General features: G+C 61.1%; 18 protein-coding genes. 12 read left to right on the top strand and 6 right to left on the bottom strand.

Annotated elements, in window-relative coordinates; all coding sequences use genetic code 11:
* The first annotated feature begins 247 nt into the window (after positions 1-247).
* From I5S59_RS09245 to I5S59_RS09225, 5 genes are all read left to right on the top strand, one after another.
* Positions 248-1,642, top strand: coding sequence for a PhoH family protein (locus I5S59_RS09245; protein ID WP_128323851.1), 1,395 nt, complete (start codon positions 248-250; stop codon positions 1,640-1,642).
* Positions 1,643-1,738: 96 nt separating this feature from the next.
* The gene (moaC, locus tag I5S59_RS09240) at positions 1,739-2,215 is read left to right on the top strand and encodes a cyclic pyranopterin monophosphate synthase MoaC (protein ID WP_197876318.1); all 477 of its coding nucleotides are present in this window, start codon (positions 1,739-1,741) and stop codon (positions 2,213-2,215) included.
* Positions 2,212-2,457, top strand: coding sequence for a MoaD/ThiS family protein (locus I5S59_RS09235; RefSeq protein ID WP_197876317.1), 246 nt, complete (start codon positions 2,212-2,214; stop codon positions 2,455-2,457). Before moaC ends, I5S59_RS09235 begins: the two co-directional genes overlap by 4 nt.
* 1 nt (position 2,458) lies before the next feature.
* Positions 2,459-2,905 carry a molybdopterin synthase catalytic subunit MoaE gene (gene moaE / locus I5S59_RS09230; protein ID WP_197876316.1) on the top strand — a complete coding sequence of 149 codons (447 nt, stop codon included), beginning with the start codon at positions 2,459-2,461 and terminating at the stop codon, positions 2,903-2,905.
* 242 nt (positions 2,906-3,147) lie between these two features.
* Positions 3,148-3,924 carry an ABC transporter substrate-binding protein gene (locus tag I5S59_RS09225; RefSeq protein ID WP_197876315.1) on the top strand — a complete coding sequence of 259 codons (777 nt, stop codon included), beginning with the start codon at positions 3,148-3,150 and terminating at the stop codon, positions 3,922-3,924.
* 26 nt (positions 3,925-3,950) lie between these two features.
* Here I5S59_RS09225 and I5S59_RS09220 read toward each other — a convergent pair whose 3' ends face one another.
* The 5 genes from I5S59_RS09220 to I5S59_RS09200 all read right to left on the bottom strand — a co-directional run bounded on the left by I5S59_RS09220 (position 3,951) and on the right by I5S59_RS09200 (position 9,059).
* The gene (locus I5S59_RS09220) at positions 3,951-4,577 is read right to left on the bottom strand and encodes a helix-turn-helix transcriptional regulator (RefSeq protein WP_197876314.1); all 627 of its coding nucleotides are present in this window, start codon (positions 4,575-4,577) and stop codon (positions 3,951-3,953) included.
* A gap of 74 nt (positions 4,578-4,651) precedes the next feature.
* Complete coding sequence (locus tag I5S59_RS09215) at positions 4,652-5,782, bottom strand: NAD(P)/FAD-dependent oxidoreductase (protein ID WP_197876313.1); 1,131 nt, start codon at positions 5,780-5,782, stop codon at positions 4,652-4,654.
* Positions 5,783-5,792: 10 nt separating this feature from the next.
* Positions 5,793-6,743: an ornithine cyclodeaminase family protein gene (locus I5S59_RS09210; RefSeq protein ID WP_197876312.1), complete on the bottom strand. Its 951-nt coding sequence runs from the start codon at positions 6,741-6,743 to the stop codon at positions 5,793-5,795.
* A gap of 117 nt (positions 6,744-6,860) precedes the next feature.
* Positions 6,861-8,300 (bottom strand): ATP-dependent RNA helicase RhlB, encoded by a 1,440-nt coding sequence (gene rhlB, locus I5S59_RS09205; RefSeq protein WP_197876311.1) that lies wholly within the window; start codon positions 8,298-8,300, stop codon positions 6,861-6,863.
* A gap of 102 nt (positions 8,301-8,402) precedes the next feature.
* Positions 8,403-9,059: an alpha/beta hydrolase gene (locus I5S59_RS09200; protein ID WP_197876310.1), complete on the bottom strand. Its 657-nt coding sequence runs from the start codon at positions 9,057-9,059 to the stop codon at positions 8,403-8,405.
* Between the two features lie 336 nt (positions 9,060-9,395).
* Between I5S59_RS09200 and I5S59_RS09195 the strand changes: the two genes are divergently transcribed.
* The 4 genes from I5S59_RS09195 (at position 9,396) to I5S59_RS09180 (ending at position 13,553) form a co-directional block, all read left to right on the top strand.
* The gene (locus I5S59_RS09195; RefSeq protein WP_197876309.1) at positions 9,396-10,424 is read left to right on the top strand and encodes an amino acid ABC transporter substrate-binding protein; all 1,029 of its coding nucleotides are present in this window, start codon (positions 9,396-9,398) and stop codon (positions 10,422-10,424) included.
* Between the two features lie 67 nt (positions 10,425-10,491).
* Positions 10,492-11,670: an amino acid ABC transporter permease gene (locus tag I5S59_RS09190; RefSeq protein WP_128323862.1), complete on the top strand. Its 1,179-nt coding sequence runs from the start codon at positions 10,492-10,494 to the stop codon at positions 11,668-11,670.
* 10 nt (positions 11,671-11,680) lie between these two features.
* Positions 11,681-12,778: an amino acid ABC transporter permease gene (locus I5S59_RS09185; RefSeq protein WP_197876308.1), complete on the top strand. Its 1,098-nt coding sequence runs from the start codon at positions 11,681-11,683 to the stop codon at positions 12,776-12,778.
* A 10-nt stretch (positions 12,779-12,788) separates the two neighbouring features.
* On the top strand, positions 12,789-13,553 hold the full coding sequence (locus I5S59_RS09180) for an amino acid ABC transporter ATP-binding protein (protein ID WP_128323864.1): 765 nt from the start codon (positions 12,789-12,791) through the stop codon (positions 13,551-13,553).
* Positions 13,554-13,700: 147 nt separating this feature from the next.
* On the opposite strand, the gene algW is transcribed toward I5S59_RS09180, so the two are convergent.
* Entirely contained in the window at positions 13,701-14,858 is a 1,158-nt protein-coding gene (gene algW, locus I5S59_RS09175; protein ID WP_197876307.1) for a Do family serine endopeptidase AlgW, read from the bottom strand.
* Between the two features lie 238 nt (positions 14,859-15,096).
* Here algW and I5S59_RS09170 point away from each other — a divergent pair, with 238 nt between their 5' ends.
* From I5S59_RS09170 to cysN, 3 genes are all read left to right on the top strand, one after another.
* Positions 15,097-15,855 carry a Nif3-like dinuclear metal center hexameric protein gene (locus I5S59_RS09170; RefSeq protein ID WP_197876306.1) on the top strand — a complete coding sequence of 253 codons (759 nt, stop codon included), beginning with the start codon at positions 15,097-15,099 and terminating at the stop codon, positions 15,853-15,855.
* A 135-nt stretch (positions 15,856-15,990) separates the two neighbouring features.
* Entirely contained in the window at positions 15,991-16,908 is a 918-nt protein-coding gene (gene cysD / locus I5S59_RS09165) for a sulfate adenylyltransferase subunit CysD (protein ID WP_028943259.1), read from the top strand.
* A 14-nt stretch (positions 16,909-16,922) separates the two neighbouring features.
* Positions 16,923-18,824: a sulfate adenylyltransferase subunit CysN gene (gene cysN, locus I5S59_RS09160; protein ID WP_197876305.1), complete on the top strand. Its 1,902-nt coding sequence runs from the start codon at positions 16,923-16,925 to the stop codon at positions 18,822-18,824.
* The last annotated feature ends 21 nt before the right edge of the window (positions 18,825-18,845 follow it).

Below are 18,845 nucleotides of genomic sequence, written 5' to 3'. Positions count from 1 at the left end.
CAAGGGCAAAATGCCCTGCAGAAAAATAAACTTCAAAAATACGTAAAAGTGCTTTTTCCGGTCATGGGTTTTGCGGTATCAAGAAGACAGACCGCCGAACCCTGCAGCACAGGTGGCGTCATTGGCACCTCAGCTGTTTGTAGTTTCCCGACCGTAACGACGCGGATCAGGGGAGAACCGGCGGCCACTTCTCGGCGCAGCACCGACCAGGTATTGCGTCGTCTGGCTCCCACAAAGGTGACCGAGTATGGATGATCAAGGACGCAGCACTTCCTCCACCCAGCCAATCCTTTATGTGCTCGATACCAATGTACTGATCCACGATCCAAACGCATTGCTCAACTTCGAGGAGCACCACGTCGCCATACCGATGACGGTGCTGGAGGAGCTCGACAAACTCAAGACCGGCAAGCACACCATCGCCGCCGAATGCCGCCAGGCCATCCGCCTGATTGACCAGACCCTGGGCGATGCCTCGCCTGCCGATGTCGAGCAGGGCGTGCCGATCCAGCGTGGCAAGAGCGGGCCCAAGGGCTTGCTGTCGATCCTGATGAGCCCCCGCAACGAACCGAACCGCCTGCTGCCGGAAAACCTCAACGACAACATCATCATCAACCAGTTGCTGGAACTGCGCAGTCGGCGCAAAGACCTCGACGTGGTGCTGGTGACCAAAGACATCAACATGCGCCTGAAGGCCCGCGCCTGCGGTATCGCGGCCGAGGACTACAGCACCGACCAGCTGGTTGACGACGTTTCCCTGCTGTCCAAGGGCTATCACAGCGTCACCGGTTCGTTCTGGGACCGCGTGAGCAAGGTCGAAACGCGCCAGGAGCGCGGTCGCACCTGGCACCGGGTGCAGATGGTCGACAACCTGCCGGCCGTGCATATCAACGAATTCATCATTGATGAACAGGGGTTTGTCGGCTGGATCAAGGGCATCAAGGACGACGAACTGCTCTTGCTCGACCTCCATCAGGAGCCGCTGCTGCACCAGGAAGCCTGGGGCCTGAAACCGCGTGACATCCACCAGAGCCTGGCGCTGTTCGCCCTGCTTGATCCGGACATCCACCTGGTCAACCTGACCGGTGCGGCCGGTTCCGGTAAAACCATCCTGGCCCTGGCTGCCGCGATTGAGCAGACCATGGTCAGCAAGCGCTACCGGCGCATCATCGCCACCCGCAGCGTGCAGGGGCTGGACCAGGAGATCGGCTTTCTGCCGGGCACCGAAGCGGAAAAAATGGAACCCTGGCTCGGGGCAATCACCGATAACCTCGAAGCACTGCACATGGATGACGAGAACACCCATGGCAGCGTCGACTACATCCTTGAGCGGGTACCGCTGCAGTTCAAATCGCTGAACTACATTCGCGGTCGCAGTTTCCAGCAGAGCCTGATCCTCATCGATGAATGCCAGAACCTCACGCCGCACCAGATGAAAACCATCATCACCCGTGCCGGCGCCGGCTCCAAGGTGATCTGCCTGGGCAACCTGGCGCAAATCGATACCCCTTACCTGTCCGCCACCAGCTCGGGCCTTACCTACCTGACCGAGCGCTTCAAGGACTTCCCCAACGGCGTGCACATCACCCTGCAGGGTGTGCCGCGTTCGATCCTGGCCGAATACGCCGAATCGCACCTGTAATCCCCAGCGCCGGGCGGTTTCACCGCCCGGCTTTTTTTCGCTGCGAATTCCTGACTCCTGGGTTTACACTCGTTGCTCCTGAACAGGAGGAAGGCAGTGCTGACTCATCTCGATTCCCAAGGTCGGGCCAATATGGTCGACGTCACCGATAAAGCCGTGACCTCGCGTGAGGCGGTGGCCGAAGCGCGGGTGCGCATGCTCCCGCAAACCCTGCAGATGATCGTTGATGGCGAACACCCCAAAGGGGATGTGTTCGCCGTGGCGCGCATTGCCGGTATCCAGGCGGCAAAGAAAACCAGTGACCTGATCCCGCTGTGCCACCCGCTGATGCTCACCAGCGTCAAGGTCGAACTCCGCGCCGAAGGCAACGATACGGTGCATATCGTCGCGCGCTGCAAACTGGCCGGACAGACCGGCGTGGAGATGGAAGCACTGACGGCGGCCAGTGTCGCTGCGCTGACGATCTATGACATGTGCAAGGCAGTTGATCGCGGCATGATCATTGATAGCGTACGGGTGCTGGAAAAAACCGGCGGCAAGAGCGGCCATTATCAGGCGGATGAAACAAAATGAGCATCAACGTGGTGTATTTCGCCCGTTACCGGGAAGCCCTGGGTAGGGATGGCGAGCCGCTGGAGGGTTCGTTTGCCACGCTGGAGCAGGTGCGCCAGGCATTGCTCGCCCGGGGCGGCAAGTATGAGGTGCTGGCCGAACAGAACCTGATGTGCGCGCGCAACCAGGACCTGTGCAAGCTTGACGAGCCGCTTGTCGAGGGTGACGAAGTGGCTTTCTTTCCTCCTGTAACCGGAGGCTGAGATGGGTGTACGTGTTCAGGTCGAGGCCTTTGATCCGGGGGCTGAAACCAATGCCATGCACGCGGCCAACGTCGGCGTCGGGGCTGTGGTTGCGTTTGTCGGTTATGTGCGCGACTTCAATGACGGTCAGGAAGTCGCGGGCATGTTTCTGGAGCACTATCCGGGCATGACCGAAAAGGCTCTGGCGAAGATTGTCGTCGAGGCGCAGCAGCGCTGGCCGCTGCTCAAAGTCGAGGTTGTACACCGTATCGGCGCGCTTGATCCGGGTGAGCCGATCGTTTTTGTCGGCGTCGCCAGCGCCCACCGCCAGGCAGCGTTCGATGCCTGCAACTTCATCATGGACTACCTCAAGACCCGTGCACCGTTCTGGAAGAAAGAACAGACCGGTAACGGCCCGCGTTGGGTCGAGGGCAAGCAGAGCGACGAAGACGCGGCAGGGCGCTGGTAGCGGAGCCCCGTAGGAGCCAGGCTTGCCGGCGAAGCAGTCGCTGCGGTGTGTCGGGAACACCGCGTTATCGTTTTTTCGCGGGCAAGCCTCGCGCCTGCGGGCAAATTTTTTGCCTGTTGAGTTTTCATACAATAAAGTCCAGTATGGAATTATAAGTACAAAATAATTCCAGGCTGACGCACGCCTGTTCCCTTTCCTCTGTCTTGCAACACACCTCCAACAACGAGCGAGAGAGACCCATCATGAAGACCTTCACCCTGATCAGCGGTCTGGCCCTGAGCCTGTTGGCCAGCAGCAGCCTGTTCGCCGCCGAGAACACCTTGCGCATCGGCATCGAGGCCGCCTACCCACCGTTCGCTTCGAAGAACGACAAAGGTGAGATCGTCGGTTTCGACTACGACATCGGCAACGCCTTGTGCGCGCAGATGAAGGTCAAGTGTGAGTGGAACGAGGTGGAATTCGACGGGCTGATCCCTTCGCTGAAGGTGAAGAAGATCGATGCGGCCCTGTCGTCGATGACCATCACCGATGAACGCAAGAAATCCGTGGATTTCACCCACAAGTACTACTTCACCTCGTCACGCCTGGTGATGAAGAAGGGCGCGACGGTCGACGACCAGTATGAAAGCCTCAAGGGCAAGACCGTGGGTGTGCAGCGCGCCACCACCACGGATCGCTATGCCACTGAAGTGCTGGAACCCAAGGGCATCACGATCAAGCGCTACAGCAACAACGAAGAAATCTACATGGACCTGGCATCCGGACGCGTGGATGCGATTTTTGCCGACACCATTCCCCTGGATGACTTCCTGTCGATGCCACGCGGTGCCGACTATGCCTTCACCGGCCCTGAGCTCAAAGACCCGAAATACGTCGGTGAGGGCGCCGGGATCGCCATTCGCAAGGGCAACAGTGAGCTGGTCAGCCAGTTCAACAACGCCATTGACGCGATTCGCGCCAACGGCGAGTACCAGAAGATTCAAGCCAAGTACTTCAAGTCGGACATCTACGGCGACTGATTGACCGCCTCAAGGCCTGAAGTTTTTCAGGCCTTGAGTTCCTTCAGGTGTTTGTACACCGTCGCGCGCCCCATCCCCAGTACATTGGCCACGTAGTTGGCCGCACTCTTGCCCTTGAATGCGCCTTCGGCGTGCAGGGCCAGCACCAGTTCGCGCTTGTGGTCGCGGGTCAGCAGGTTGAGGCTCAACTGACGCTGGCGCAGCCAGTTGTTGAGGAAGGTGTTGATGCGCTCCTGCCAGTCGTCGCGAAATAACGCATCCGGTTGCGGGATCAGCCGGCTGGGCGAAAGAAACAGGTCCAGCGCCGCCTTGGCGTTTTCGAACAGCGAGATGTTCAGGTTGATGCACAGCACCGCCAGCGGCGTGCCTGACTCGGTGCGCAGCACGGTGCTCAGCGAGCGGATCTTCTGACCGTCCCAGTTGAGTTTTTCGTAGGGGCCAATGTTGGTTTCCTGGGTGCCTGTCTCGAGCATGTCTTCCAGCGCCGCGTCGTCACCAATCTCGCGTTTGGACAGGTTGTTGGCGATGTAGTCGATTTTCTGGCTGCGCAGGTCGTGCAGCACCACCTCGGCATGCGGGAAGAACAGGGTGGCGATGGCATCAGCGATGGCCCGGTAATTGTCCAGGGCAGGGTCGCGGCTGGGGGTCGACATTCAGGCAGGCTCCAGGCGGTGTCAGCGCCCTTGGGGCAAGGGCGCTGCGAGTGTGCCGCAATCGCGGCGGCGCGTCATCCCTGCAGGCGGCGCGGGGAGAGCATGGTTTCGTTCAGGCCAAAGGCCTTGAGCGACTCCGGCAAGTCTTCGCCGCGTACCAGGGCAGCGCTGGCCTGGCCCATGGCCGGTGAGGTCTGAATGCCGTAGCCGCCCTGGGCGGCAACCCAGAACAGGCCGGGCACTGCGGGGTCGAAGCCGGCGACCAGATCGCCGTCGGCGACGAAGCTGCGCAAACCGGCCCAGGTGCGGGTCGGTCGGCGGATGCTCAAGGTCGTGGCTTCCTCGATCTGATAGATACCCAAGGCGATGTCCAGTTCTTCGGGCTGCACATCATGCGGCTCGACGGGGTCAGCGTTGGCCGGCGAGCCGAGCAGCATGCCGGCGTCAGGCTTCATGTAGAACGATTCGTCAAGGCTGACCAGCATTGGCCAGGCATGGCTGTCGATGCCTTCAGGCGCGGCAAAAATGAAGGCGGCGCGGCGTTTGGGTTGCAGGCCAAGTGGCTGGGCACCGGCCAATACGCCGATCTGGTCGGCCCAGGCGCCGGCGGCATTGATCAGCACCGGCGCACTGAAGGTGCCACGGCTGGTTTGTACCTGCCAGTGGCCGTCGGCATCGCGGCTCAATTGCAGGACTTCGCAGTCGCTGTGCACTTCGCCCTGCTGACGGCGGATACCGCGCAGGTAGCCCTGGTGCAGGGCATCGGTGTCGATATCGCTGGCGCTCGGGTCATACAGGGCGCCATGCACCTTGTCGCGGCGCAGCACGGGCAGGCGGGCGCAAGCCTGCTCGGCGTCGAGCAACTCGACCTCCGGCACGCAGGCCTTGGCGCTCAGGTATTGGCGTTGCAGCTCTGCGGGATCGCCGGTCAGGTCGACGGTCATCTCACCACGCGGGCTGAGCAGCGGGTGCTCGGCAAAGCCTGCCGGCGGCTGGTCAAAAAAGGCGCGGCTGGCCAGGGTTAGCGCACGCACCTGCGGGGTGCCGTAGGCGGCGGTGTACAGCGCCGCGGAGCGGCCTGTCGAGTGATAGCCAGGCTGCGATTCGCGTTCCAGCAGCAGTACCCGGCCATGGCGGGCGAGCCAGTAGCCGGTGGAGGCACCGGCAATGCCGGCACCGATGATGATGAAGTCTGCCTGTTGCATGAAGAGCTCCTCAGACGGCGCGCTGCAGGTGGTACAGGGCATTGGCCAGGGCGATGTCTTCCAGGCCCAGGCCGATGGAGCGGAAGAAGGCGTGGCGCTGGTAGCTCGGCGCCGGTGCCTGCTGGCTCATCAATTGCGCCAGGTCGCCGACGATGGCGTCAGGGGTCCAGCCGTGTTGCTCGGCGGCGATGCGCATTTCGCCAGCGCTGCCCGGGGTGGTTACCCGGTAGTCACAGTACACGTCCATGGCGCTGAGGCTGGCCGGGGGAACTTCATGGGCGCGTACGGCATTGGTGCTGATCGAGGTGATCAGCGCCGGCTTGCTCAAGGTAGCCGGGTCGATGACCGGCGTGGCCGAGGACGTGCACAGCAGGATCACATCGGCATCAATCAGCGCCTGTTCAAGGCTGTCGCTCAGGGTCAGGCGCGGGTCGAGGTCGCTCAGGGCCCGGCGTTGTTCGGCGCTTTGCCGGGCCAGGCTTGGGGAGTACAGGCGGATGTCCTGCCATTCACGCAGGCCGCGCACATAGTGCAGGTGTGCGCGGGCAATCGGGCCGCTGCCAATCAGGGTCAGGCGCTTGGCCGTCGCCGGGGCCAGGGCGTCGACGGCGACCGCAGTGGTGGCCGCCGTGCGCGCCGTGGTCAGCTCGCCGGCATCGCACAGCAGCAACGGCTGGCCGCTGTCCATGGACATCAGCAAGGTCCAGGCAGTAACCAGCGGGCCTTGCTCGCGGACGATGTAGGGCGAGGTCTTGACGCCATACACGCGCTGCTCGGCCAGCACACCGCCGTAATTGATAAAGTCCCCTTGGCCGTTCGGGAACTCGACCAGTTGCTGGGGCGGCTGCACCGCTTGCCCGGCCGCCAGGTCACGAAACAGGTTGCGCAGGATCTGTGGCACATCCACCTGTGCCAGCAGCTGGCGAGCGAGCGGTTTGTCGATGACGAGAGGCGCAGACATACGAGGCTCCAATTAAACTATTTTGTCCATTATGGACTCTTTGTTTATTTGGACAATATCGGCGGCATAAAAAAACGCAGCCGGAGAGGGCTGCGTTTTTGGCGACGGCGCAAAAAATCAGTGATGTTTGCGCGGTACAGGCTTGAGCAGTTCAGTTGGCGGCATTTCGCAGCTGATCTTGCGACCCAGCAGCTCTTCGATAGCCGGTAGCTGGTAAGAGTCGTCCTCACCGGCAAAGCTGATCGAGACACCGCTGGTGCCCGCGCGACCAGTACGGCCGATACGGTGTACGTAGTCGTCCGGGTCTTCGGGCAGGGTGAAGTTGATCACATGGCTGATGCCGTCGATGTGGATGCCGCGACCGGCGACGTCGGTCGCAACCAGCACGGTGATGCGGCCTTCGCGGAAGTTTTCCAGGGTCTTGATGCGTTTGTGCTGAGGCACGTCACCCGACAGCTGGGCAGCGTTGACGCCATCGCGCACCAGGCGCTCCTCGATGCGGCGCACCTCGTCCTTGCGGTTGGCAAAGACCATCACCCGTTCCCACTTGTTCTCGGTCACCAGGTTGTACAGCAGCTTGTACTTGTCGCTGCCGGCGACGGCGTAGACATGCTGTTCGACGGTTTCGCTGGCAACGTTCTCCGGCTCGATCTCGACGATCGCCGGGTCGGTGGTCCACTGCTTGGCCAGGTTCATCACGTCTTCGGTGAAGGTCGCGGAGAACAGCAGGGTCTGACGCTCGCTCTTGGGCGGGGTCTGGCGAATGATCTGGCGTACCTGCGGGATAAAGCCCATGTCGAGCATGCGGTCGGCTTCGTCCAGTACCAGTACCTCGACCATGTCCAGGTGGGCTTCGCCACGCTGGTTGAAGTCGAGCAGGCGGCCCGGGGTAGCGACGAGGATGTCACAGTGGCGCGCTTCGAGGGCCTTGAGTTGCTTGTCGAAGTCCATGCCGCCGACGAAGGTCATCACGTTCAGGCCGGTGTACTTGGTCAGCGCGGCAGCGTCCTTGGCGATCTGGACCACCAGTTCGCGGGTCGGGGCGATGATCAGCGCCCGGGGCTCGCCCATGTAGCGCTCTTTGGGCGGCGGGGTCTGCTGCAGCTGGGAGATGATCGAGATCAGAAAGGCTGCGGTCTTGCCGGTGCCGGTCTGGGCGCGGCCAATCGCGTCTTTGCCGCGCAGGGTGTGGCCGAGCACTTGCGCCTGGATCGGCGTGCAATACGGAAAGCCCAGGTCATGGATCGCATGCATCAGCTCGGGCGAGAGCTTGAAGTCATGAAAACGGGTTTTGCCTTCTTGTGGCTCGACCACAAAATCTTCCAGCTTCCAGGTGGAGGCTGCAGGTTTTGGCTTGCGCTCACGGCGCGGTTTGGCTTCGGCCGGCTTTTCGGCGCGTGCCGGTTTGGCGGCTTCAGCCTTGGTCTCGGTGTTGAGCGGGGCAGCCGGGGCAGGGGCCTTGGGGGCTGCGGGTGGCTGCTTCACAGGGGCAGCGCTTTCGGTGGCGAGTTGCTCAACCTCGCTCTTGCCGAACATCTTCTTGAGTGCTTTGAGCACGGTCATCTCATCAATTGGTTAAGGAATGTACGCCGGCCAGTGTAATGCAAGAATCGGGCGCGGCGTAGTGGCTTGCACTGACAACTACAGGGAAGGCCGGTTTTAACGCAGGCGTGCGCCCAGCCAGGCGGCGATATCGCTGATTTCTTCCTGCACAACTTCATGTTCCATCGGGTATTCAGCCCATTGCGTGCTGACACCCCAGTTTTTCAGGTGTTCAAAGGCCGCGCGGCCCATGGCCGGCAGTACCACCGGATCGTACACACCATGCAGGCACAGGGCCGGGGTACGTTGCTGGCAGGCGGTCAGCTCGACCTTGTCGTTGAACGTCGGTGCGTAGGTCGACAGGGCCAGGACGCCGCCCAGGGCTTCTTGCCACTTTATATAGGCAGTGTGCAGTACCACTGCGCCGCCCTGTGAGAAACCCGCGAGGACGATACGGGCCAGGTCGATGCCTTTGGCCTGCTCGGCCTTGATCAGTTCGATTACCTGCTCGGCGGACGCCTGCAACTGATCCTCGTCGATGGCGCGCGCCGGCGTCATCGCCTTGATGTCGTACCAGCTGGGCATTTCGTAGCCGCCATTGATGGTCACCGGCCGGGTGGGCGCCTGGGGCATGACGAAGCGGGTGGTCAGCAGGACCTCCTGCAGGGCTTCGGCCACCGGCATGAAGTCGTAACGATCGGCCCCCAGGCCGTGCAACCAGATCACACAGGCGTCTGCTTTTTTTTGTGGCTCAAGAATCAGCGGGTGGCTCATGACTGCTCCGAAAATGTGCGCGCGCGCTTGTTTGCGTGCATGAAATGAAGGCGCGTCGGGTGAATCCGGGAAGAACCTGTCGCAACGGTGCAAGTTTTCCTGTTGACGTTAACTGAAACGCTTTAGCCATTCAGTTTGGTACGCGCTTTGCTATGAAACTCCAGATGCGAGGTTACACGTTTTGGACGGTAACACCCGTTAGCGGTCCCCAAGGCTGTCACAGAACAGCGCATTGCGCCAATTGACCCAAAAACAAGCCAACACGGGTCGGATGCGCCTCATAAGGGTGCGGTGCAATCCCGGCTCAACACAATAAGAGCAAAACTGGAGGTTTGAATGAAGATGTTGAAATCCACCCTGGCAGTGGTTACCGCTGCTACCGTATTCGGTATCAGCGGTATCGCACAGGCAGGTGCGACCCTGGACGCCGTGCAGAAGAAGGGTTTCGTTCAGTGTGGCGTCAGTGACGGCTTGCCGGGTTTTTCGGTTCCGGATGCCAAGGGCAACATCGTCGGCATCGACGCAGACGTCTGCCGCGCAGTGGCTGCAGCCGTGTTTGGCGATGCTACCAAGGTCAAGTTCAGCCAGCTCAATGCCAAGGAGCGCTTCACCGCGCTGCAGTCCGGCGAGGTCGACGTGCTGTCGCGTAACACCACCTGGACCAGTTCCCGTGACGCCGGCATGGGCCTGGTGTTCGCCGGTGTTACCTATTACGACGGCATCGGCTTTCTGGTGAATAAAAAGCTCGGTGTTTCCAGCGCCAAAGAGCTGGACGGCGCAACCATCTGCATCCAGGCCGGTACCACCACCGAGCTCAACGTCTCCGACTACTTCCGCGCCAATGGCCTGAAGTACACGCCGATCACCTTCGACACCTCCGATGAAAGCGCCAAGTCGCTGGAGTCCGGCCGTTGCGACGTGCTGACATCCGACAAATCGCAGCTGTACGCACAGCGCTCCAAGCTGGCTGCGCCGACCGACTACGTCGTTCTGCCGGAGACCATTTCCAAAGAGCCACTGGGCCCGGTAGTACGTAAAGGCGATGAAGAGTGGTTCAGCATCGTCAAGTGGACCCTGTTCGCCATGCTCAATGCCGAAGAAATGGGCATTACCTCCAAGAACGTCGAAGCCGAAGCCAAGTCCACCAAGAACCCGGACGTGGCGCGCATGCTGGGTGCCGACGGTGAGTATGGCAAGGACCTGAAACTGCCGAAGGACTGGGTCGTGCAGATCGTCAAACAGGTCGGCAACTACGGTGAAGTCTTCGAGAAGAACCTGGGCAAGAGCACCCCGCTGCAGATCGACCGCGGCCTGAACGCCCTGTGGAACAACGGCGGCATCCAGTACGCGCCACCGGTGCGCTGACGGTTGCGGCCTGCGGCGGCCCCTGGCCGTCGCAGGCTGTTCGCTTCCCTTCCTTTCGGGGCATTACATGCAAAATCAAATCGGCGCACCCAAGGGGCCATCCCTTAACGATCCACGTGTGCGTGCGTGGCTGTTCCAGATCATCACCGTGGTCGCGGTGGTTGCTCTGGGCTGGTACCTGTTTCACAACACCCAGACCAACCTGCAGCACCGGGGCATCACTTCGGGCTTCGACTTTCTCGAGCGCAGTGCCGGTTTCGGTATCGCTCAACACCTGATTCCCTACACCGAACAAGACAGCTATGCCCGGGTATTCGTCATCGGCCTGCTCAACACGCTGCTGGTGACCTTTATCGGTATCGTCCTGGCGACCCTGCTGGGGTTCATCATCGGTGTGGCGCGGTTGTCACCGAACTGGATGATCAACAAGCTGGCCACGGTGTATGTCGAGACTTTCCGTAACATTCCACCGCTGCTGCAGATCCTGTTCTGGTACTTCGCGGTGTTCCTGACCCTGCCGGGACCGCGGGGCAGTATCAATATCAACGACGCCTTCTTTATCAGCAACCGGGGCCTGAACATGCCCGGTGCTTCTGTGGCCGAAGGATTCTGGCCATTTGTCGTCAGCCTGGTGCTGGCCATTGTCGCCATTGTGGTGATGGTGCGCCTGGCCAACCGGCGCTTCGAAGCCACTGGCGAGCCGTTTCACAAGTTCTGGGTCGGTTTGTTCCTGTTCCTCGGCATTCCCGCCCTCAGCGTGCTGCTGGCGGGTAGCCCGCTGCACTGGGAAATGCCGCAGCTCAAGGGTTTCAACTTCGTCGGCGGCTGGGTATTGATCCCGGAGCTGCTTGCACTGACCCTGGCATTGACCATCTACACCGCGGCGTTCATTGCCGAGATCGTGCGTTCGGGCATTCGCTCGGTCAGCTACGGCCAGACCGAGGCCGCCCGCTCCCTGGGGCTGCGTGAAGGCCCGACATTGCGCAAGGTGATCATTCCCCAGGCGCTGCGGGTGATCATTCCGCCGTTGACCAGCCAGTACCTGAACCTGGCGAAGAACTCTTCGCTGGCCGCCGGTATAGGCTATCCGGAAATGGTGTCGTTGTTCGCGGGAACCGTACTCAACCAGACCGGCCAGGCTATCGAGGTGATCGCCATCACCATGAGTGTCTATCTGGCTATCAGCATCAGCATTTCTCTGTTGATGAACTGGTACAACAAGCGCATTGCGCTGATCGAGCGGTGAGGACACGCGCATGACTACCCATGTTTTCAAACCTGATATGCCGCCACCGGTGAAAACCGTCGGCGTGCTGGCCTGGATGCGCGCCAACCTGTTCTCCAGCTGGCTCAACACCTTGCTCACGCTGTTTGCCCTGTACCTGGTGTGGCTGATCGTGCCGCCGCTGTTGCAGTGGTCGATCTTCGACGCCAACTGGGTCGGCACCACCCGCGCCGATTGCACCAAGGAAGGCGCTTGCTGGGTGTTCATCCAGCAACGCTTCGGGCAGTTCATGTACGGCTACTACCCCAGCGAACTGCGCTGGCGCGTCGACCTGACGGTATGGCTGGCGGTGATTGGTGCCGCGCCACTGTTCATCGCGCGCTTTCCGCGCAAGGCGACTTACGGCCTGTGCTTCCTGGTGCTGTACCCGATCATTGCCTTCACCTTGCTGCACGGCGGTTACCTGGGCCTGTCCACGGTACCGACCAACAAGTGGGGCGGCTTGATGCTGACCCTGGTGATTGCCACCGTCGGCATTGTCGGGGCCTTGCCGCTGGGCATTCTGCTGGCGCTGGGGCGACGCTCGAAGATGCCGGCGGTGAAGGTCGTCTGCGTTACGTTCATCGAGTTCTGGCGCGGCGTGCCGTTGATCACGGTGTTGTTCATGTCGTCGGTGATGCTGCCGTTGTTCCTGCCCGAAGGCATGAGCTTCGACAAACTGCTGCGGGCGATGATCGGGGTGATCCTGTTCCAGTCGGCGTACATCGCCGAAGTGGTGCGCGGCGGTTTGCAGGCCATCCCTAAAGGCCAGTACGAAGCGGCGTCGGCGATGGGCCTGGGTTACTGGCGTTCGATGGGCCTGGTGATTCTGCCGCAGGCCCTGAAGCTGGTGATCCCGGGCATCGTCAACACCTTTATCGCCCTGTTCAAGGACACGAGCCTGGTGATCATCATCGGCCTGTTCGACCTGCTCAACAGCGTCAAGCAAGCCGCGGCCGACCCCACCTGGCTGGGTATGGCGACCGAGGGCTATGTGTTCGCCGCCCTGGTTTTCTGGATTTTCTGTTTCGGTATGTCCCGCTACTCCATGCATCTGGAGCGCAAGCTGGACACAGGCCACAAGCGTTAGGAGCAATACCATGAGTGAAGCGATCAAACAGCCTGTGAGCCCTGAAGGCATTATTCAGATGCAGGGCGTGAACAAGTGGTACGGCCAGTTCCACGTGCTCAAGGACATCAACCTCAATGTGCGCCAGGGCGAACGTATCGTCCTGTGCGGGCCCTCGGGCTCGGGCAAGTCAACCACCATCCGTTGCCTCAACCGCCTGGAAGAGCACCAGCAGGGCCGCATCGTGGTCGATGGCGTGGAGCTGACCAACGACCTCAAACAGATTGAAGCGATCCGTCGCGAAGTCGGCATGGTGTTCCAGCACTTCAACCTGTTCCCGCACCTGACCATCCTGCAGAACTGCACCCTGGCGCCGATGTGGGTGCGCAAGTTGCCCAAGCGCAAGGCCGAGGAAATCGCCATGCACTACCTGGAGCGGGTGCGGATTCCGGAGCAGGCGCACAAGTACCCGGGGCAATTGTCCGGTGGCCAGCAACAGCGCGTGGCAATTGCCCGTGCGCTGTGCATGAAACCGAAGATCATGCTGTTCGACGAACCGACCTCGGCGCTCGACCCGGAAATGGTCAAGGAAGTACTCGACACCATGGTCAGCCTGGCTGAAGACGGCATGACCATGCTCTGCGTGACCCACGAAATGGGCTTCGCCCGTACCGTGGCGAACCGGGTGATCTTCATGGACAAAGGGGAGATCGTTGAGCAGGCAGCGCCGGACGACTTCTTCGACCGGCCGCAGAATGAGCGGACCAAGCTGTTCTTGAGTCAGATTTTGCACTGAATACGTGTTCGTTATGGGTCGGAATGTAGACGTAAAAAAAGGCGAGCCGTAGGGCTCGCCTTTTTTATTGGCGCAAAAGACTGCGATTTCCGACAACAGACCCTCGAGCCCTTTGTGTTTCCTGGGCTCGGCGTGTCCGGGCAGGGGTCACTCTTCTTCTTTAGGGGCCGGCGCAGGTGGTGGACGCAAGCCGACTTCGGCCATCAGCTTCAACTCCTTGCCATTGCGCATCACCTGAATCGCTACCTTGTCGTTGGGCTTGATCCGCGCCACCTGGTTCATCGAGCGGCGGGCATCACCGGCCAGCTCGCCATTGATACTGAGGATGATGTCGCCCAGTTGCAGGCCGGCCTTTTGCGCCGGGCCGTCACGGAACACGCCCGAAACGACGATCCCGGGGCGACCCTGCATGCCGAACGAGTCAGCCAGTTCCTGGCCCAGTGCCTGCACTTCGATCCCCAGCCAGCCACGAATCACCTGGCCATGCTCGATGATCGACTTCATCACCTCCAGGGCCAGCTTGGTCGGAATGGCGAAACCGATGCCCTGCGAGCCACCGGACTTGGAGAAGATCGCGGTGTTGATGCCGGTCAGGTTACCGTTCGCGTCGACCAGTGCGCCGCCGGAGTTGCCCGGGTTGATGGCGGCGTCGGTCTGGATGAAGTCTTCATAGTTGTTCAGGCCCAGCTGGTTACGGCCGGTGGCGCTGATAATGCCCATGGTCACGGTCTGGCCGACACCGAAGGGGTTGCCGATGGCCAGCGCAACGTCACCGATGTGAATGCTGTCGGAGCGGCCGATGGTGATCGATGGCAGGTTCTTCAGGTCGATCTTGAGTACCGCGAGGTCTGTTTCCGGATCGCTGCCGATGACGCGGGCGAGGGTTTCACGGCCGTCCTTGAGGGCCACCACGATCTGGTCGGCGCCGGAGGTCACGTGGTTGTTGGTCAGCAGGTAGCCTTCCGGGCTCATGATCACCGCCGAGCCCAGGCTCGACTCCCAGCGCCGTTGCTTGGGCAGGTTGTCGCCAAAGAAGCGACGGAACTGCGGGTCTTCAAACAATGGATGGGCGGCTTTGTTGACCACTTTGGTGGTGTACAGGTTGGCCACTGCCGGGGCGGCGATGGTCACGGCATCGGCGTATGACACCGGGCCCTGCATGATCCGCGTGGTTTGCGGTGCTTGTTGCAGGTTGACGTCCTGGCTGGGCAGGCCGACCCATTGTGGAAAGCGCTGGATGATCAACAGGGCGATCAGCACGCCGACCAGCAGCGGCCAGCCAAAGTAACGCAAAGCCTTGAACATTGAACGAGTCCTGGGAGTGGGCAGAGGGCCGTCGGGTGCGTGGGAGCGTAGAGCGCGCGCGATCATACTGCGGCACAGGATGTGCACAAACAGTTAAATCGTTACGCAGGCTAAACAAATAGCGACCCGGCCCCCAGGCATCTGCCGTCGGTTTCCCCAAACCCGGCGACGGCCCATAATGGCGGTCATTATACGGGGCCTTGCGCCGCACTGAACTGCTGTTTTGAGGAGTCTTTTCATGGCTGTTGCCCTGAGCACCCTGGTCGAGGAAGCCGAACGCTACCTTGGCAGCGCAAAAATCCAGGATTACTGCCCCAACGGCCTTCAGGTCGAGGGTCGTCCACAGGTCACCCGTATCGTTAGCGGCGTGACTGCCAGCCAGGCATTGCTGGACGCGGCGGTAGAGGCGAATGCTGACCTGGTGCTGGTCCACCACGGTTATTTCTGGAAAGGCGAAAACCCCTGCATCACCGGCATGAAGCAGCGCCGGCTGAAGACGCTGCTGAAAAACGATGTGAGCCTGCTGGCCTTCCATCTGCCGCTGGACCTGCACCCTGAGGTCGGCAACAACGTACAGCTGGCGCGCCAGCTCGATATCACCGTCGAAGGCCCGCTGGACCCGGACAACCTGCGAGTGGTCGGCCTGGTCGGGTCGCTGGCCGAGCCGATGTCGGCACGCGACTTTGCCCGCAAGGTGCAGGAAGCCATGGGCCGTGAGCCCTTGCTGATCGAGGGCGAGCAGATCATTCGCCGTGTCGGCTGGTGCACCGGCGGCGGCCAGGGCTATATCGACCAGGCAAATGCCGCCGGGGTTGACCTGTTCCTCAGTGGCGAGGCCTCCGAGCAGACCTTCCACAGCGCCCGGGAAAACGGCATCAGCTTCATTGCCGCCGGTCACCATGCCACCGAACGATACGGCGTCCAGGCGCTGGGCGATTACCTGGCGCGGCGCTTTGCCCTGGAGCACCTGTTCATCGATTGCCCGAACCCGATTTGAGCTAAAACGGCAGGGCATATTCTTATACTGTTTCGTTCTAGTTGGCCGCCTAAATAGAATCGAGTGCTGTGATAAAGTGGCCCGCTCGAACACGGCCCGCTGGCCGTCCATAAGATCGTATTTCCGTGAGTAGCCATGGTCGACAAACTGACGCATTTGAAACAGTTGGAGGCGGAGAGCATCCACATCATTCGTGAGGTGGCCGCCGAGTTCGATAACCCGGTGATGCTGTACTCGATCGGCAAGGATTCGGCCGTGATGCTGCACCTGGCACGCAAGGCCTTCTTCCCGGGCAAGCTGCCGTTCCCGGTGATGCACGTCGACACCCAGTGGAAATTCCAGGAGATGTACAGCTTCCGCGACAAGATGGTCGAGGAAATGGGCCTGGAGCTGATCACTCACGTGAACCCGGACGGCGTCGCCCAGGGCATCAACCCGTTCACCCACGGCAGCGCCAAGCACACCGACATCATGAAGACCGAGGGCCTCAAGCAGGCGCTCGACAAGTACGGCTTCGATGCCGCCTTTGGTGGCGCGCGTCGCGACGAAGAGAAGTCGCGGGCCAAGGAGCGTGTCTATTCGTTCCGTGACAGCAAGCACCGCTGGGACCCGAAGAACCAGCGCCCAGAGCTGTGGAACGTCTATAACGGCAAGGTCAACAAGGGCGAATCGATTCGCGTGTTCCCGCTGTCGAACTGGACCGAGCTGGACATCTGGCAGTACATCTACCTCGAAGGCATCCCGATCGTGCCGCTGTACTTCGCTGCCGAACGTGAAGTGATCGAGAAGAACGGCACCCTGATCATGATTGACGACGAGCGCATCCTCGAGCACCTCTCGGATGAAGAAAAAGCCCGCATCGTCAAAAAGAAAGTGCGCTTCCGTACCCTTGGCTGCTACCCGTTGACGGGTGCGGTGGAGTCCGAGGCTGAAAGCCTCACCGACATCATCCAGGAAATGCTCCTGACCCGCACTTCCGAGCGCCAGGGCCGTGTCATCGACCACGATGGCGCAGGCTCCATGGAAGACAAAAAACGTCAGGGCTATTTCTAAGTTAGGGTCTCTTCATGTCGCACCAATCTGATCTGATCAGCGAGGACATCCTCGCTTACCTGGCCCAGCACGAACGTAAAGAACTGCTGCGCTTCCTGACCTGCGGTAACGTCGATGACGGCAAGAGCACCCTGATCGGGCGCCTGCTGCACGACTCGAAGATGATCTACGAAGATCATCTGGAAGCCATCACCCGCGATTCGAAGAAAGTCGGCACCACCGGTGACGACATCGACCTGGCATTGTTGGTAGACGGCCTGCAGGCCGAGCGCGAGCAGGGCATCACCATCGATGTCGCATACCGCTATTTCTCCACTGCCAAGCGCAAGTTCATCATCGCCGACACCCCGGGCCACGAGCAGTACACCCGCAACATGGCAACCGGTGCGTCGACCTGCGACCTGGCGATCATCCTGGTTGATGCCCGTTACGGCGTACAGACCCAGACCCGTCGCCACAGCTACATTGCTTCGCTGCTGGGCATCAAGCACATCGTCGTCGCCGTCAACAAGATGGACCTCAAAGGCTTTGACGAAAGTGTGTTCGAGAGCATCAAGGCCGACTACCTGAAGTTTGCCGAAGCCATCAACATGGCGCCGAGCAGCCTGCACTTCGTGCCGATGTCGGCCCTCAAGGGCGACAACGTGGTCAACCGCAGCGAGCGTTCGCCGTGGTACACCGGCCCTGCGCTGATGGAAATCCTCGAGACTGTGGAAGTGGCGGCCGACCGCAACTTCACCGACCTGCGCTTCCCGGTGCAGTACGTTAACCGTCCGAACCTGAACTTCCGCGGTTTCGCCGGCACCCTGGCCAGCGGCGTGGTGCACAAGGGCGACGAAATCGTTGTGCTGCCGTCGGGCAAGAGCAGCCGGGTCAAGTCCATCGTCACCTTCGAAGGTGAACTGGAGAACGCCGGCCCTGGCCAGGCAGTGACCCTGACCATGGAAGACGAGATCGACATCTCCCGTGGCGACCTGCTGGTGCATGCCGACAACGTTCCGCCGGTAACCGATCAGTTCGATGCCATGCTGGTGTGGATGGCTGAAGAGCCGATGCTGCCGGGCAAGAAGTACGACATCAAGCGCGCCACCAGCTACGTGCCGGGTTCGATTGCCAGCATCGCCCACAAGGTCGATGTGAACACTCTGGAGCAGGGTGCTGCCAGTGCCTTGCAACTGAACGAGATCGGCAAGGTCAAGGTCAGCCTCGACGCCCCGATCGCGCTGGACGGCTATGACAGCAACCGCACCACCGGTGCGTTCATCGTCATCGACCGCCTGACCAACGGCACCGTAGGCGCCGGCATGATCATCGCGCCACCGGTTGTACCGCACGGTACCATCGGCCAGCACGGTAAGCTGGCCCACGTGGCTACCGAAGAGCGTGCCCTGCGCTTCGGCCAGCAGCCAGCCACCGTGCTGTTCAGCGGCCTGTCGGGCGCCGGCAAGAGCACCCTGGCCTATGCCGTTGAGCGCAAGCTGTTCGACATGGGGCGTGCGGTCTATGTGCTGGATGGCCAGAACCTGCGTCACGACCTGAACAAGGGTCTGCCCCAGGACCGTGCCGGCCGCACCGAGAACTGGCGTCGTGCCGCGCACGTTGCCCGTCAGTTCAACGAAGCCGGCCTGCTGACCCTGGCCGCGTTTGTTGCCCCGGATGCCGAAGGCCGTGAGCAGGCCAAGGCGCTGATCGGCAAGGAGCGCTTGATCACCGTTTACGTCCAGGCTTCGCCTATGGCCTGCCGTGAGCGTGATCCACAGGGCCTGTACGCTGCCGGTGGCGACAACATCCCGGGCGAAAGCTTCCCGTATGACGTTCCGCTGGATGCCGATCTGGTGGTGGATACCCAGAACGTCAGTCTGGAAGACGGCGTCAAGCAGGTGCTGGAGCTGCTGCGCAAGCGTGGCGCGATCTAAGCGTTACGGTTGAACAAAAAG

The organism is Pseudomonas alkylphenolica, from assembly GCF_016009175.1.
Classification (GTDB): Bacteria; Pseudomonadota; Gammaproteobacteria; order Pseudomonadales; family Pseudomonadaceae; genus Aquipseudomonas; species Aquipseudomonas alkylphenolica_B.
This window is presented reverse-complemented; position numbering and strand designations above follow the sequence as displayed.